The sequence below is a fragment of the Porphyromonas sp. HMSC077F02 genome (assembly GCF_001815465.1).
Lineage (GTDB): Bacteria > Bacteroidota > Bacteroidia > Bacteroidales > Porphyromonadaceae > Porphyromonas_A > Porphyromonas_A somerae.
On record NZ_KV820689.1, the window covers coordinates 1 to 15790 of the forward strand.

Below are 15790 nucleotides of genomic sequence, written 5' to 3' on the forward strand. Positions count from 1 at the left end.
CACCACAGATGTATGACATGCCCGTCATACTTAAAAATAGCCCCCTCGGTTTTCCGAGGGGGCTACTCATATATATAAGGAGTATCTTACATCACGAGGGCGAGAGTATCGCGAGCGATCAGTAGCTCCTCATCGGTAGGCACGATGAGTACTTTCACCTTACTACGGTCGGTAGAGAGGACTACCTCCTTAGCTCTTACACTATTATTGAGCTCCTTATCAATCTCAATGCCAGCATACTCCATGTGGTCACATACATACTCGCGGGTGCTAGCTTGGTTCTCACCTACACCACCAGTGAATATGATGGCATCTGCTCCGTCGAGTAGTGCGAGATAAGCTCCCACGTACTTCTTGATACGGTGGTCGTACATAGCTAGGGTAAGCTTTGCACGCTCATTGCCCTCGGAGATGGCCTTCTCCAAGTCGCGCATATCGCTAGAGATGCCTGAGAAGCCGGCAACGCCCGACTCCTTATTGATCAATTGGCTCAATCCCTTGGCATCTAGCCCCTCTTGCTCCATAATGAATACGAGTGCTCCTGGATCCACATCACCAGTACGAGTACCCATCATCAAGCCTTCGGTAGGGGTCAATCCCATAGAGGTATCGAGTACCTTACCGCCCTTGATAGCAGTAACGGAACCACCATTACCAATGTGGCAGGTGATGAGCTTTGCTTTGTGGTAGTCGAGGCCTAAAATCTCACAAGCGCGCTGGCTCACATAGCGGTGGCTAGTACCGTGGAAGCCGTAGCGACGTACCTTGAGATCGCTATACATACGGTAAGGAAGGGCATACATATAGGCCTCTGGCTCCATACTCTGGTGGAAGGCGGTATCAAATACAGCTACCTGCTTTACGTTTGGAAGGAGCTTGGTGATAGCATCCACTCCCTTGAGGTTGGCAGGGTTATGGAGAGGTGCCAATACGCTGATCTCATCAACTGCCTTAAGCACTTCGTCATTGATCAATACGCTCTCGCTGAATCTCTCACCACCATGTACCACGCGGTGTCCTACCGCGCCGATCTCCTCGTAGCTCTTGATGAAGCTATACTTAGGATTGATCAGGGTATCAAGGATCAGCTCCACCGCCTCCTTTTGGGTAGGCATATTGTGCTCAATGACTACCTTCTCACCATCGGAGGTCTTGAACTTTAGGAAAGAGTCGGGCAGACCGATCTTCTCTACACCACCACTGGTAATCTCCGACTCATTCTGCATATTGTAGAGCTTATACTTTACCGATGAGCTCCCGCAGTTTAGCACTAATATCTTCATAATCTATCTATTTCTTTCTCGTTTACTTATTATTCAATGCGGCAGTTGCCTGATTGCTGGTGATGGCTACCATGTGATATACGTCCTCTACGGAGCAGCCACGGCTAAGGTCGTTGACAGGCATGGCGATACCTTGGAGGATAGGGCCAATCGCTTCGGCACCACCTAGACGCTGTACCAGCTTGTAGCCGATATTGCCCGACTGAAGGTCGGGGAAGATAAGCACGTTGGCATGACCTGCCACCTTGCTACCTGGTGCCTTGCTGCTACCGGTCTTGAGGTCAAGGGCAGCATCGGCCTGCAGCTCTCCATCAATAGCGAGCTCGGGAGCGAGTTCCTGAGCTAGTCGAGTAGCCTCTGTCACCTTATCTACATTCTCATGCTTAGCACTTCCCTTAGTGCTGAAGCTGAGCATCGCCACCTTTGGCTCAATGCCCACTAGAGTCTTAGCCGTTTCGGCACTAGAGACGGCAATCTGAGCTAGCTCCTCAGCAGTTGGGGCAGGCATCACGGCGCAGTCGCCAAAGACGAGGGTACCATCGGCACCATATTGAGACGCCTTGGTGAGTAGGATAAAGGCACCGCTCACCACCTTGATACCAGGGGCGGTCTTGATGATCTGGAGTGCTGGACGAAGTACGTTACCAGTGGTGTTTTGGGCACCAGCCACTTCACCATCGGCATCACCTGCCTTGATCATAAGGCAAGCGAGGTATAGTGGATTCTCGGCTAGAGCAGTTGCCTCCTCTAGGGTCATCCCCTTCTTCTTACGAAGCTCATAAAGGATATTGGCATACTTCTCCTTATCGGGATTGCCCTTGGGGCAAACGAGGGTAGCCCCTGTAGCGATGTGGGTGAGCCCTAGCTCCTTGGCTTTCGCTTTGATCTCATCAGGATTACCGATCAGGATAAGGTCGGCTACCCCTTCGGCTAAAATCCTATCGGCAGCACGTAGTGTGCGCTCCTCTAGCCCTTCTGGCAATACGATGCGACGCTTTGCCGCTTTGGCATTGGCCACAATCTTCTCAAGTAGTTGCATAATGCTTTAGTTTTAGTTGTTCGTATGTTATTTATATTTGATCAGTATTAATCACTATAGGCACACAAATTTACCAAAAAAGTGTAACTTTGGGCTATGATGGATGGAATACTCGAACGATACCGGAGATATCTGCAGTATGAGCGAGGGATGTCGGAGCTCTCGATTGTCGCCTACCTCACCGATATAGAGCACTGGCTCACGCTGGAGGGGTGCAATGAATTGGAGGGGGAGGCACTGGAGCAGTTTTTGTGTTCGGTGGATACCCGACGGGCAAGAAAATCGCTCATAAAACTGATGGAGACGCCCGACGCCACTCGTAGTGTGAAGCGACGGCTTTCGGCACTCAGAAGTCTCTACGGCTATCTGATGAAGATCGAAAAGGTGGAGCACAACCCATTCAAGGCGGTACAGGTGCCTAAGGATGGGCAGTATCTCCCCACTTTTGTCAATGCCGATCTGCTCACTCGCCATATCGAACGGCTCTACAAGGAGGCGGAGGAGGAGCCGACTAGTGAAGGGAAACGGGTAGCGTGGCAGCGGGCCTTTGTAGTGGACCTACTTTTCCAAACAGGAATGCGTCGGGCGGAGCTATTGGGACTGCATTTGGAGGATATAGATACCACTAAAGGGGAGCTAAAGGTACTCGGAAAACGGAATAAAGAGCGAATTATACCGCTTGGTCCTTTGATTTGTCAGAAAATAGATTTATATTTGGGGTACAGAAGTCCAAAGGTGGAGACAGAGGTCTTTTTACTCAATGACGAGGGCAAGCCAGCCAAGGCGGATTATGTATACAAAGTGGTGAAGGAGGCACTGGCCCCACTGCCACAATACTCAAGGAAAAGCCCGCATATCCTACGGCACAGTTTTGCCACAGCGATGCTCAATAATGGGGCGGACCTGATGAGCGTCAAGGAGCTACTAGGACACGACTCTATCTCTAGCACAGCAGTCTACACACACACCACTTTTGAGGAGCTTCGTAAAATGTATAACGCACACCCTAGAAGTAGGGAGTCTAGTAAAGAAAGGAGAACAAACCATGAAGACGAAGGTACAGGCAGTCAACTTTGACATGACAGAGAAGTTGCAGGAGTTTGTAGAGAAGCGTGTCGCCAAGCTAGAGCGATTCTATGCCGAGATCATCGATGCAGAGATCGTCCTCACACTGGAGAAGCCTGAGCAGGCAAATAACAAGAAGGCTCGAATCACTCTCGCAATCAAGGGGCCAGACCTCTTTAGTGAGAAGCAGGCCAATAGCTTTGAGGAGGCAGTGGTAGAGGCGTGTGAAGCACTCGAAAGGCAACTGGAAAAGCACAAGGAGCGTAAATAATAGATACTAAATAGTAAAGCTATAGGCTACAGGGTCACAAGACTCTGTAGCCTATTTTTTGGTGGCTTGCGGAGGTGCCTTGCGGGAGTGCCTTTCTCGGACAAGTCGGACGAGTCGGACAGGTCAGACAGGTCGGACACCGCCACCTGCTGTGGGCTAGCTGCGGGGTTAGTTGCGGTGGCTAGCTGAGGTGGCTAGCTGCGGGGTTAGTTGCGGTGGCTAGCTGGGCGTCCGACTCGTCCGACTTGTCCGACCTGTCCGACTCGTCCGAGAAAGGCATCCCCCTGTCCGAGAAAGGTACCCCCTCGTCCGAGAAAGGCCCTCTGATAAAGCCCCTAAATCTGGGCAGTACCGACGCGGTCTCAAAAGTTTTTAGTAGATTTGTCGGTAAACTTAAAATTAGGGTCAAAGCAAAGCTAGATGAAACAACATAAGACTTACAAGCTACTCTACCTGCTGGTAGCACTCCTCACCTCTTACGGCTGTGCTACAGCACAGAAGGTGGAGCGATACAGTGTGGGAGCGCTCAACGATAATCGAGTAGTCTACGCTCTTCCGCAGACCATTCTCTATCTGCAAGTAACGTCGGAGGTAACGAAGGAGATCCCTGGGGAGCTTTCGCTCTATGCGGAGCGGTATCTTGGCACTACCAATGCGGTGCTAGAACCAGCACTTAAATACCAGCTTAAGAGTATTGAGGTGGGGGCAAGAGGAGTGGCCGATGAGGAGCAACGCTTCTCCATTGACTTCCGAAAAAATAGCACCGCCACCAATGTATCGCTGACGGAGGATGGGGTGTTGGTGGGAATCAACCTGCAAGAGGAGGTAACCCTCCCTACCCCTCTCGACACTCGTAGCAACGAACTGAGATGGGCGGAGCTGCCTGAGGTGAGGTTTCCACTAGAGTATATCCAAGCCACTACAGCAGCCGCAAAGGCGAAGGTATTGGCCGATAACATCTACCGCATTCGGGAGAGTCGTGACCTAGTAGTGAGTGGCGAGTCGGAGCAACCTTTTGCCGATGGCAAAGCCCTTGAGATAGCGGTGAAGCGACTAGATACTGAGGAGGCAGCCTTTACACGCCAATTCAATGGGGTGCGACAGTCGCAGGAAATCGTGCAACTAGCAGACCACCTTTCGGCAATGGAGGAGGGGCGTCACGTGGTGGCTCGCTTCTCAACTCGCGAGGGACTACTCCCAGCAGAGGACCTTCGTGGGGAACCAATTTACCTAGAGATAAAAGTGGTGGAGCAGGCAACCCCTCTTGATGAGAAGGAGCAGAAGCGACTAGAGCGTCGTCTCTCCAAGGGGATAGTCTATTGCGTGCCTGGCACGGTGCGTGCCACCATCACCTATCGAGGGCAGGTGCTTGAGAGTAAGGAGGTGCCAGTGGCACAGCTGGGCAACCTCGAGGCACTCGATATGGTGCTCTTCAATACCAAAGGGCACACCACCTCCGTAGAGCTTTACCCGATGAATGGCGGACTGAAGGAGGTCAAAGAAGTCAACCTATAACAACCTTACAACGAGATAATTATTAACTTAAGTATTCACTGATAAACAAAAACTTCACAACATGTTTAAAGATCATCCTAAAGGATTAATACCAGCGGCCCTCTCCAATATGGGTGAGCGCTTCGGGTATTACATTATGAATGCAGTGCTCCTGCTCTTCCTGGTCTCCAAGTTTGGAATTAGCGACCAGTGGAGTGGGGTTATTTACTCGGTATTTTATGCCCTGATTTACGTACTCAGCCTTGTAGGTGGTGTATTAGCCGACCGCAAGAATAACTACAAGGGAGTCATTATGGCAGGACTTATTGTGATGGCATTAGGATATATCCTCCTCTCCATTCCAATTACCTCTACCTCCGACAACATCAGCTGGCTCCTACCATTTACCTGTGTATCACTTCTGCTGATCGCATTTGGTAATGGTCTCTTTAAGGGTAACCTCCAAGCGATTGTAGGTCAGATGTACGACGACCTTGAGGCAGAGGCTGCCAAGAAGGGTCCTGAGGCACTTCGTATCGCCAAGACAAAGCGTGACTCTGGCTTCCAGATATTCTACGTATTTATCAACATCGGTGGTTTGATCGCTCCATTCGTAGCACCACTACTGCGTAGCTGGTGGCTAGGTCGTAATGGTCTGCTTTACAATGCAGGTCTTCCTGAGCTTTGCCATAAGGTCCTCAATAATGCTGCGATGACAGTAGAGGAGACTGCCAACCTAGCTAAGTGGACAGTAGAGGTAGGTGGTTCTGTACCTACACCAGAGTTCTGCCACACCTACCTTGAGGTATTCAATACTGGAGTACACTACTCCTTTATCGCTTCTGTAGTGGCAATGCTCATCTCTCTCATCATCTTTATCTCCACTCGTGGTCTATTCCCTGAGCCACCTAAAAAGGTACATGTTGAGACTCAAGGTTACACTGCCGAGGAGAAAGCAGCAATGGCAAGCGAGATCAAGCAGCGTATGTACGCTCTCTTTGCAGTGCTTGGAGTAGCGGTATTCTTCTGGTTCTCATTCCACCAAAATGGTCAGTCACTCTCCATCTTCGCTCGTGACTTTATCAAGACCGACGCCATACCACCTGAGATTTGGCAGGCTGTGAACCCCTTCTTTGTGATTGTGCTCACACCAATTATTATGGCGATCTTTGGAGCATTGGCACGAAAAGGTAAGAGTATCTCCACACCACGGAAGATTGTGTATGGTATGCTGATTGCGGCATTGGCCTATATCTTCTTGATCGCAGTATCTGTACACTATGGCTACCCATCTGGTACTGACTTCCGTGCTATGGATGCTGGGACTCAGGCGGCGATGAAGGCAGGTCCTTGGGTACTGATTGTTACTTATTTCTTCCTCACCGTGGCAGAGCTATTTATCTCTCCACTAGGGCTATCCTTTGTATCCAAAGTGGCACCTAAGCATCTTCAAGGTCTTTGCCAGGGCTTGTGGCTCACCGCTACCGCCCTTGGTAACCTACTGATCTGGCTCGGCCCAGTGATGTACAATAAGTGGCCAATCTGGGTAGGTTGGACAGTATTCGCTGCCGTCTGCCTCATCTCTATGGGCATCATGCTCTCTATGGTGAAGTGGCTGGAGAGAGTTACTAAGTAAAAACCAATCTGTAGGTAATGCACCAACTGAAAGGACTAAATGTAAGGCGGGTACTCCACTTCAATCGATGGAGTAGGAGTGCTGCTGCCGCCTTTCACTCGGTCGGGAATGTGGTGAATATCGGTCAGCTCCGCACCAATGTGCTGGAGCGGATCGCACCAAAATCCTCCGCCACCCTTCGCCTACTCAATGCCTCATGGCTGGAGCTATGGGAGCAGAAAGAAGCCGAAGAGTCGGGTGCCGACCCGTGGGAGGAGTCGCTTCTATCGTTGATTACGGTGGTGGCGACTACCGACACCATTGCTGCACTACCTAGTTAGACACTCAATACAAAGATGGGTGCTAAGGCTATTGTATGCCTTGGCACCCATCTCTTTTTATAGAATAAATAGATGAATATTGCAGAAAGAATTATCGGGGGAGAACGAATTACCTCACAGGAGGAGCTACTTCGGATTGTAGAAGAGACGCCTCGTGAGGAACTTTACGAAGCGTGCCACCAAATCACACGTGCCCTTTGTGGCGATGCGTTTGACACCTGCTCCATTATCAATGTAAAGAGCGGGCGCTGCAGCGAAGATTGCCACTGGTGCACTCAGAGTGGTCACTTCCAAACCAATTGCGAGAGCTACCCTGTGCTTCCCTCAGAGGAGGTGCAGGCACTCGCTAAGCACAATGCAGAGGTGGGCATCAAGCGGTACAGCCTTGTGGCGAGTGGCAAACGGCCAACTCGTGACGAGGTAGCCACCTACTGCGAAATGTACCGTGAGATAGACCGAAAGTGCCACTTACATCTTTGTGCCTCCCTAGGATTGGCAACGAAAGAGGCACTGCAATCGCTTCGAGAGGCAGGCTGCACCACCTATCACTGCAATATGGAGAGTGCCCCAAGCTACTTCCCCACCCTTTGCTCCACACATACTCAAGCGGAGAAAATAGAGACCCTACAGAATGCCCAAGCAGTTGGCATGCGACGTTGTAGCGGTGGCATCATCGGCATGGGCGAGGGCCGAGCTCAGCGAGTAGAGTTTGCCCTCTTCCTCGCCTCCCTTGGCATCGAGAGCATCCCTATCAATGTACTCCACCCGATGCCCGGCACCCCACTTCAGGATCAGCCCCACCTCTCTGCTGACGAGATCCTACTCGCCATCTGCATCTTCCGTTTGGCCAACCCAACCGCTTACCTCCGCTTCAGTGGCGGACGGGCACTCCTTAGCACCGAAGTACAAAAGAAAGCACTATATATAGGTATCAACGCCGCCATCACTGGCGGACTGCTCACCACCACCGCCTCCATTGCCGAGCGTGATATGGAGCTATTCGCCAACGCAGGCTACGACACCAAAGCCCCCACCAATTGGGAGATAGAAGCATGAAGATGACTACAGAGCAACTACTCCAATGGGATAGAGACCACCTCTGGCATCCCTATACCTCTACCATTGACCCCCTCAAGGTTTACCCAGTAAAGAGTGCCAAGGGGTGTACCATCACTCTAGAGGATGGCACCCAACTGATCGACGGTATGAGTTCGTGGTGGGCTGCCCTCCACGGCTACAATGTCCCCGAACTCAATCAAGCGATCACCGACCAGCTACAGCAGATGTCGCACGTGATGTTTGGTGGCTTCACCCATCGCCCCGCAGTAGAATTGAGTCAACTACTGATTGAGAAGATACTACCCAAAGGGATGAATCAGATATTCTATGCCGATAGTGGGTCGGTAGCGGTTGAGGTCGCCCTCAAGATGGCGATCCAATACCAGCAATCGCTAGGTGAGCATAAGCGTCGGCACTTTGTAGGCATCCGAAGTGCCTACCACGGCGATACTTGGCACGCCATGTCGGTTTGCGACCCCATTACTAGTATGCATAGCTACTTCGCAGGCACCTTGCCAGTGCAGTACTTCGTACCTCAGCCCGAGAGTCGTTTCGGTGGCACGTGGGACGAAAGTGACCTTGCTCCAATGAAGGAACTCCTAGAGGAGCATGGCGAAGAGATGGCAGCGATCATCGTTGAACCGATCGTACAGGGAGCCGGTGGCATGTACTTCTACCACCCTGAGTATCTTAATCAGCTACGTGCCTTGGCCGACCAATACCACTGTCTACTGATCTTCGACGAAATCGCCACTGGCTTTGGAAGGACAGGCGAACTCCTAGCCACCTACCACACCAACATCCAGCCCGATATCATCACCATCGGCAAAAGCCTCACCGGAGGTTACGTAACCCTCTCCGCCACCTGCACCACCAAGCAGATCGCCGATACTATCTGCGGAGGCGAAGCTGGGTGCTTTATGCATGGCCCCACCTTTATGGGCAATCCCCTCGCTTGTGCGGTAGCCAAACGGTCGGTAGAACTCCTTCTCTCCAAGGAGTGGCAGAAGCGGGTGAAAGAGATAGAAGCGCAATTGAAGGAGGGGCTGGCACCGCTTGCCTTGCTACCTTCCGTGAAGGAGGTAAGAGTCTTAGGTGCCATAGGAGTGGTAGAGATGCAGGAGCCGGTAGATATGGGAACCCTAATCCCCAAGTTTGTCCACGAGGGCATCTGGGTACGCCCCTTCGGTCGATTGGTTTACCTGATGCCCCCTTTCCTCGCCATCACTGATGAGGAGCTCCAACACCTTATCCAAGGACTTCGCAACGTACTCCATGGATAGATACCGCCAAGCCTTAGAGCAGTGCCAGAGCGAAGGCACCTACCGCACCCTTCCCGACATAGAAGTAAGGGGGAAGTACATTGATGTGAAGGGACGTCAACTACTCAATCTCAATAGCAACGACTACCTCGGTCTCTTGGCAGAGCCTCAGCTGTGGCAGAGGTTTATAGAGGAGGAGGGGAAAAGGCGGCACCCCTCCAGTGGCTCCTCAAGGTTGTTAACTGGCAATAGTCCTGTTGCACAGCAGTTTGAGAGCGAACTCGCCAATGCTTATGGTCTGGGAAGTGCCTTGCTATGGGATAGCGGTTACCACGCCAATACTGGTATCCCTCCTGTCCTCGCCCTCCCCAATACCCTCTTCATTGCCGACAAACTGGTACACGCCAGCATCATCGATGGACTTCGGCTATCGGGAGCCCCCTTTCAGCGTTATCGGCACAACGACCTCTCGCATCTCCGCAAGATACTGAGTCGCTATGCCGATCAGTACGACACCCTTTGGCTCATCACCGAGAGCCTCTTCAGCATGGATGGCGATATTGCCCCACTCCAAGAACTGGTCGCACTCAAGGAGGAGTACCCACACCTATATATATATGTAGACGAAGCACACGCGGTAGGTCTCTTTGGTCCGAAAGGGCTAGGGCTTGCAGCCGAGATGGGGGTGACGAGAGAGATTGACCTACTTATAGGCACACTTGGCAAAGCCCTTGGTTCTGTCGGTGCCTACTCACTTCAGAGCGACACCCTCCGCCAGCTGCTGGTCAGCAAAGCCCGCTCCCTCATCTTCTCCACCGCCCTCCCCGAGGTCAATGTGGCGTGGAGCCGGTTCCTTTTTCATGCCATTCAAGAGATGGACGACCGTCGCCAGCATCTCAAAGACCTGGTAACCCTTTTTGGCAAAGAGATGGGGCGTGAATTTACCTCACAGATCATTCCTCTCATCGTGCCTGGCGAGGAGCAGGTGACCAAAGCGGCAGAGCAACTCTGTCGCCACGGATTTTATATCCGTCCCATCCGCCGACCCACCGTGCCACAAGGGAGCGAACGCCTTCGCCTCTCCCTCACCGCAGCAATGACCACCGACGAAATTATCCAATTGGCCAACCTATGCAATTCGATCTAACAAAAAAACAAGGCAATCGCCGTCTGCTCATCTTCTTTACTGGCTGGGGTACCACACCCGAGGTGGCAGCTCACCTGACGCCCCTCCCCGAGTGCGACTACCTCACCGCCTACGACTTCCGCACCCTTTCGCCCGAGGCAATCCCTCCTCTATCTGATTACCAAGAGGTCTATATGGTAGGATGGAGTATGGGTGTCTGGGCACTTGATAGGCTGGCACCCCACCTCCCCACCCCCACCAAGGCGATTGCGATCAACGGTACCCCTCTGCCGATGCACAACCAATACGGCATTCCCGATGAGATATTCAGGGGAACGCTTGAGGGGCTAGATGATGATAATCGTGCCCGCTTCAACCGACGGATGTGTGGGGGGAAGAAGCTATTGGCGGTATTCAATTCCTTTGCAGCACGCTCCACAGAGGATCTGCGAGAGGAGCTCTACGGCACCTATCTGCAGGTGAAGGACCTACCCGATGATACGCTCCCACAATTGGCATGGAGCGAAGCGATCGTGAGTGAGAGGGACCTGATTGTACCCACCGCCAACCAACTCGCCTACTGGCAGTGGCATGGCGTCCCTTGCCGACAGCTCAAAGGGGTTGGGCACTACCCACTCTTAGAATACCAAAGCTGGGAGGAGCTAATCCAATTATGACCATCGACAGACAATTAATCGCCGACCGCTTCGGTAGTGCCTTTGCTAGTTACGACGAAGCAGCTACCCCTCAGCAGAGAGTGGTAGCAGAGATGATGGCACTTCTTACTGAGAAAGCGGTCACTCCACCCCAACGGATATTGGAGATCGGTTGCGGAACAGGGCTCTTCACAGAGCAACTCGCAACCCGCTATCCACAAGCAGAGCTAACGCTCAATGATCTCGTACCTGAAGCAGAGCATTGGGTGGGTGAAAAGCTCCCCCACCGCCCCTTTGCCTTTGTCACAGGCGATGCCGAGCAATGGGATTGGGGCGAAGGCTATCAGCTCATCGCCTCCAGTAGCTGCATACAATGGTGGCAGGAGCCCCTCGCCTTTATCCGAAAAGCCTACAACGCACTTACCCCAGGCGGTACATTGGCACTCTCCACCTTTTTACCCGAAAACCTTTCAGAGCTACAGCCCATCTTGCCCAATGCCCTCCACTATCCACCCTTAGCCGAATACGCAGCAGCACTCACCCCTTTCAGCGATGTAGAGCAGAGGGCACTCACTATTGAGCTACAGTTCCCTTCGCTCCTCGATCTACTTCGCCACCTCAAAGCGACTGGCACCAATGCCTTTACTCACACCCGTCAAGGGCTTTGGAGCCGTGGGCATTTTCTTCGATTGGAGGAGGAGCTACGGCAAGCCCATCAGCTCACTTCTGAAGAGCCCCTTTCGCTCACCTACCACCCCCTTATTATCATAGCACAAAAATAAAACTACAATAATATCATGATGAAACTATCAGAAATACTTAACGCACCGGTCTACTTCGTGACTGGTATTGATACCGACGCCGGCAAAACCGTTGCCACAGGCTGGATTAGCCGTCAACTTCTAGAGGAAGGAGTGCAAGTGATCACTCAGAAACTGGTGCAGACTGGTTGTGTGGAGATGAGCGACGACATCTTGGTTCACCGAAAGATTGAAGGGCGAGCACTGCTACCTGAGGATCAGGACCACACCACCCACCCTATCCTATTCACCAAACCAGCCTCCCCACACATCGCGGCCGAGCTAGAGGGGAAAAGCATCGATATCTCTATCGCCACCGCTTCCACAAAGAAGCTACTAGAGAAATACCAAACTATTTTGCTCGAAGGGGCTGGCGGACTGATGGTGCCGATCACCCGTGAGCTACTCACCATAGAGTATATTGAGGCGGAGCAACTCCCCACCATCCTCATCACCACGGCACAGCTAGGGAGTATCAATCACACGCTCCTCAGCCTAGAAGCCCTCGCCAGCAGAGGGATAGAAGTGCCACTCGTGGTCTACAACGAAGGACTTACCTACGACCCGATCGTCACCGACGACAGCCGAGAGTACCTCCGCACCTACCTCTCACGCCACTACCCCCGCACCCACTTCATCACTATGCCCCACCTCACCCTATAAAAAGCTACCACTGGAGAACTGCCTATACATACTCCAGAGTAGGATAATGGCGATACCGCAAAAGATAGAGATCAGAAGAGCATTGATGTAGACCATCCCAGGCTTACCCTTGTGGCTCGAATCAAGTTGAAATGAATCCTTAAAGAATAGATAAACCGCAGGAAGTGTAGCACAAGTCATCAAATGGTCCTCAGGGATATTAAAGAAGGCCGTCTTAGCAAGTCCTATCACCGACCAATGGCAAAGGAGTAGCACAATAAAGAGATTGACCCTCTCCCTCTGCAAGAGCAATAGCCCCATAGTATAAAGCATCACCGTACAGGGCATCACCGGCGATGTGATCGTAGGGAATTGCAACCCCCTGGCCATAGAGATCAGAGGATAGAGCAAAGGAGTAAAGAGCAGGAGGTACCCCAACGGCTTGTGTGGCTCCACCCGCTCCTCACTACGATGCTTCACACAGAGATCCCAGCACCATACCACAGCTAGGATCAGCCAAAATAAAGCCATAATCTCATTGTAGGCCCTCTCCGAGCAGTAGATATAGAAGTATACCACCGCTAGCCAGAGGTAAAGCACCGTTGTATAGAGCTTCACCACCAACGTAGTCCGCTTGCTCGGCCTAATAGCAAACCATAGAGTCACCACCACACCGACAAAGACAATAATGGCTTGCCACAGCCAGGTCGCTTCATTGTAGCGCGCAATAGAGTGCCAAAATGTATTCATCTTGAGAGCTTATTAGACCTAGTCAGGGCATAGGCATAGTTGGGGAAAAGGAGCATCGGTATCATCGCACCAAGCGCAAGCATAAAGACCACAGTGATCGCCGTCATCGACTGAGAGAAAAAGGTATCCATATAAAGAGCACGAGCACTAGGATCATCAATCGAATGCAAGTACATAATTTGGGCAAAGATCATATTATACGCATACTTACCTGGCACCATCGGCAGCAATGCCGGCACATACAAGACAGTCATAGGCAACCGCTGCCGTTTGCCCAGTAAAAGGCTACCAAATCCACAGAGCAAAGAGGCAAACAACGTAGCAGCTGCAATCTCCACCCCACCATACGTCATCAGGCAGAAGCGACAGGCGTGCCCTATGGCAGCTAAAATAGCAATCGGGCGAAAAGCCTTCAGCGGAGGATCTGAGATAGCCCCAAACCCTATCGCCGCTATCGCTGCAAAAAAGCCATCCGAGAGAATATCCAGAGCTATCATAGCAAGTTATCCTTCATTATCAAAATGGTAAAAGAAAGACCAATAGCTATGCTACCAATCAATAACCACGCACTCACCAGTCGGCTCAGCCCTATCGCCACATGCCCCTCCACAATATCAATTACCCCATTGATCAAAGGGACCCCAGGCACCAAGTACAAAACACTTGTAGCAATCGCAATCTCCGAAGTGATATCAAATATCACCGACGTAGAAGCACATAGAGAAGCCACAAAAGCCGAAACGATAAAGGTAAGATAATGATTCACCCCCCTTTGGCTCATCTGTTGCTTGACCAACATTCCACAAAGAGTCGAAGAAAAGACAATCCCCATAGAGGCCCAATCCCCACCAAAGAGCCGGCAGAAGGAGGCATTGGCAAAGCCCACAAGCAGTAGCACAAAGAGAGGATGAATCATCGGAGCCTTGATGATCGACTCATACCGCCCCTTGATCTCAGCGAAAGAGAGATGGTGGTCATAACTCTCCCAGCTAAGAGCACTCAGACGAGCATTGTGCTCAAAACTAATAGGATAAGGATAGATCTCACACACCTCATTGTAGTGCTCCCGACTCCTGAGATCAAGGACAGAGATGATAAGGCTCTTCTGAAAAATACTGATCTTAACCTCGCACCCAAGAGATATACCAATCCGCTTCGTATTGCGAATCACACGTGAGGAGTGCACACCACAGCTCATAAGGTGGGTGGCATACTCCGATAGAAATACCCCAACTTCGTGTAGGGCTGGACTTTGCTCTTCTTCTACCATATCTACAGATGACGCACAATAAATGATACACAAGATGATACCCTCGAGACAGATGACCTCTCAAGGAAAAACGTTATTAAGCCTTATGCGTCAACACCACAAATGTACCACTTTTCTCAAAACCTACGAAGCACCCTTTTTCAGCAGCAAGGATCGCACACTAGAATATTTCGACAATAATAGGCACTAGATTTGATTGGACTTATGGCCTCTAAGGACATAGGAAGTAGTGCCACACGGGCTAAAACTTAGTGGCAGTCAAAGGAATTGTCGAGTTACAAACTAAGCCAACACTGAGTTACAAACTCGCCACACGCCCAACTCTAAATGAGCCCATTCATAGACCCCACTAAACAGAGCTTACCGCCCTTAAAAACCGCTCTACAGAAGCCTCCAAAAGATCCAAGACCAATTCAAAGCCATCCTTACCGCCGTAGTAAGGATCAGGGACATAGTCTAGTTGCTCCCCCTCAGGGAAGTAGTCACGCATCTTCACGATCTTTCGGGAGGTCTCGAGCGTTGGAGCACGATGATAAAGCTCCGTGGCATTGGAATCGTCCATCGCCACGATATAATCATAGGTAAAGAAGTCCTCCAGCTCCACCTCACGGCTTCGGCTAGTGAGGTCATACCCTCTTGCTTGTGCCGTCTCACGCATCCGAGGATCGGGTAGTTCCCCTGCATGGTAGCTGTGGAGCCCTGCCGAGTCAATCTCAAACAAATCCTGCCACCCCTTCTCCTCAATAATATGCTTCGCCACCCCCTCAGCCGAAGGGCTACGACAGATATTTCCCAAACAAACGAATAGTATCTTTACCTTCATATAAATTCTTCATGTTAAATTCCACGCAAATATAGTGATATTAAGAGACTGTTGCACGAAGGCGATCTGCTACGTTGCTTTCGGGATTCAGGTTCGGTCACGTACGTGAGTACGCTCCCTTCGCCCTCACCCTCAGCGCCTTGCATCTCATCCTTCTTCAAACATTCTCATTAAACCAATCGCCTTTTCCAATCCCCCAACGCCCCAGGGGTTACGCATTAGAAAGTCTACGCCGTATGGTTGTTAGCGGAGTGTCTTTGAGAAAGGACCTCGGCAGAGGTCCGTGCTAAATAG

17 protein-coding genes are annotated in these 15790 nt (G+C 51.3%); 11 read left to right on the top strand and 6 right to left on the bottom strand.

Translation table 11 applies throughout. The annotated features are described in order from the left end of the window. Nucleotides 1-86: 86 nt before the first annotated feature. Both HMPREF3027_RS08615 and pta read right to left on the bottom strand, forming a co-directional pair. On the bottom strand, nt 87-1283 hold the full coding sequence (locus tag HMPREF3027_RS08615) for an acetate/propionate family kinase (protein ID WP_070708175.1): 1197 nt from the start codon (nt 1281-1283) through the stop codon (nt 87-89). Nucleotides 1284-1305: 22 nt separating this feature from the next. Then, a complete protein-coding gene (gene pta / locus HMPREF3027_RS08620) occupies nt 1306-2322 on the bottom strand; it encodes a phosphate acetyltransferase (protein WP_018028716.1) in 1017 nt (338 codons plus the stop codon). A gap of 96 nt (nt 2323-2418) precedes the next feature. On the opposite strand from pta, the gene HMPREF3027_RS08625 reads away from it, so the two are divergent. The 11 genes from HMPREF3027_RS08625 (at nt 2419) to bioD (ending at nt 12674) form a co-directional block, all read left to right on the top strand. After that, the gene (locus HMPREF3027_RS08625; protein WP_083317573.1) at nt 2419-3399 is read left to right on the top strand and encodes a tyrosine-type recombinase/integrase; all 981 of its coding nucleotides are present in this window, start codon (nt 2419-2421) and stop codon (nt 3397-3399) included. After that, the gene (gene hpf, locus HMPREF3027_RS08630) at nt 3368-3658 is read left to right on the top strand and encodes a ribosome hibernation-promoting factor, HPF/YfiA family (protein ID WP_018028714.1); all 291 of its coding nucleotides are present in this window, start codon (nt 3368-3370) and stop codon (nt 3656-3658) included. The genes HMPREF3027_RS08625 and hpf overlap by 32 nt, the downstream gene beginning before the upstream one ends. A 420-nt stretch (nt 3659-4078) precedes the next feature. Continuing rightward, a complete protein-coding gene (locus HMPREF3027_RS08635) occupies nt 4079-5173 on the top strand; it encodes a DUF4831 family protein (protein ID WP_070708177.1) in 1095 nt (364 codons plus the stop codon). Between the two features lie 61 nt (nt 5174-5234). Beyond that, nucleotides 5235-6788, top strand: coding sequence for a peptide MFS transporter (locus HMPREF3027_RS08640; protein ID WP_021903433.1), 1554 nt, complete (start codon nt 5235-5237; stop codon nt 6786-6788). 17 nt (nt 6789-6805) lie between these two features. Further along, nucleotides 6806-7108, top strand: coding sequence for a hypothetical protein (locus tag HMPREF3027_RS08645; protein ID WP_070708178.1), 303 nt, complete (start codon nt 6806-6808; stop codon nt 7106-7108). Nucleotides 7109-7180: 72 nt separating this feature from the next. After that, a complete protein-coding gene (gene bioB, locus HMPREF3027_RS08650) occupies nt 7181-8164 on the top strand; it encodes a biotin synthase BioB (protein WP_070708179.1) in 984 nt (327 codons plus the stop codon). Between the two features lie 2 nt (nt 8165-8166). Further along, complete coding sequence (gene bioA, locus HMPREF3027_RS08655) at nt 8167-9450, top strand: adenosylmethionine--8-amino-7-oxononanoate transaminase (protein WP_070708212.1); 1284 nt, start codon at nt 8167-8169, stop codon at nt 9448-9450. Then, a complete protein-coding gene (locus HMPREF3027_RS08660) occupies nt 9443-10576 on the top strand; it encodes an aminotransferase class I/II-fold pyridoxal phosphate-dependent enzyme (RefSeq protein ID WP_070708181.1) in 1134 nt (377 codons plus the stop codon). Before bioA ends, HMPREF3027_RS08660 begins: the two co-directional genes overlap by 8 nt. Continuing rightward, nucleotides 10561-11232: a DUF452 family protein gene (locus HMPREF3027_RS08665; protein ID WP_070708182.1), complete on the top strand. Its 672-nt coding sequence runs from the start codon at nt 10561-10563 to the stop codon at nt 11230-11232. Before HMPREF3027_RS08660 ends, HMPREF3027_RS08665 begins: the two co-directional genes overlap by 16 nt. Then, entirely contained in the window at nt 11229-11993 is a 765-nt protein-coding gene (bioC, locus tag HMPREF3027_RS08670; RefSeq protein ID WP_070708185.1) for a malonyl-ACP O-methyltransferase BioC, read from the top strand. The genes HMPREF3027_RS08665 and bioC overlap by 4 nt, the downstream gene beginning before the upstream one ends. A gap of 15 nt (nt 11994-12008) precedes the next feature. After that, nucleotides 12009-12674 carry a dethiobiotin synthase gene (gene bioD, locus HMPREF3027_RS08675; RefSeq protein WP_070708186.1) on the top strand — a complete coding sequence of 222 codons (666 nt, stop codon included), beginning with the start codon at nt 12009-12011 and terminating at the stop codon, nt 12672-12674. Here bioD and HMPREF3027_RS08680 read toward each other — a convergent pair. From HMPREF3027_RS08680 to HMPREF3027_RS08695, 4 genes are all read right to left on the bottom strand, one after another. Beyond that, nucleotides 12669-13403 carry a DUF6064 family protein gene (locus HMPREF3027_RS08680; protein WP_018028704.1) on the bottom strand — a complete coding sequence of 245 codons (735 nt, stop codon included), beginning with the start codon at nt 13401-13403 and terminating at the stop codon, nt 12669-12671. The genes bioD and HMPREF3027_RS08680 overlap by 6 nt on opposite strands. Next, complete coding sequence (locus tag HMPREF3027_RS08685; RefSeq protein WP_070708188.1) at nt 13400-13900, bottom strand: threonine/serine exporter family protein; 501 nt, start codon at nt 13898-13900, stop codon at nt 13400-13402. Before HMPREF3027_RS08685 ends, HMPREF3027_RS08680 begins: the two co-directional genes overlap by 4 nt. Next, the gene (locus HMPREF3027_RS08690) at nt 13897-14673 is read right to left on the bottom strand and encodes a threonine/serine exporter family protein (protein WP_070708190.1); all 777 of its coding nucleotides are present in this window, start codon (nt 14671-14673) and stop codon (nt 13897-13899) included. The genes HMPREF3027_RS08685 and HMPREF3027_RS08690 overlap by 4 nt, the downstream gene beginning before the upstream one ends. A gap of 349 nt (nt 14674-15022) precedes the next feature. After that, nucleotides 15023-15496 carry a low molecular weight protein-tyrosine-phosphatase gene (locus HMPREF3027_RS08695; RefSeq protein ID WP_070708192.1) on the bottom strand — a complete coding sequence of 158 codons (474 nt, stop codon included), beginning with the start codon at nt 15494-15496 and terminating at the stop codon, nt 15023-15025. Between the last annotated feature and the right edge of the window lie 294 nt (nt 15497-15790).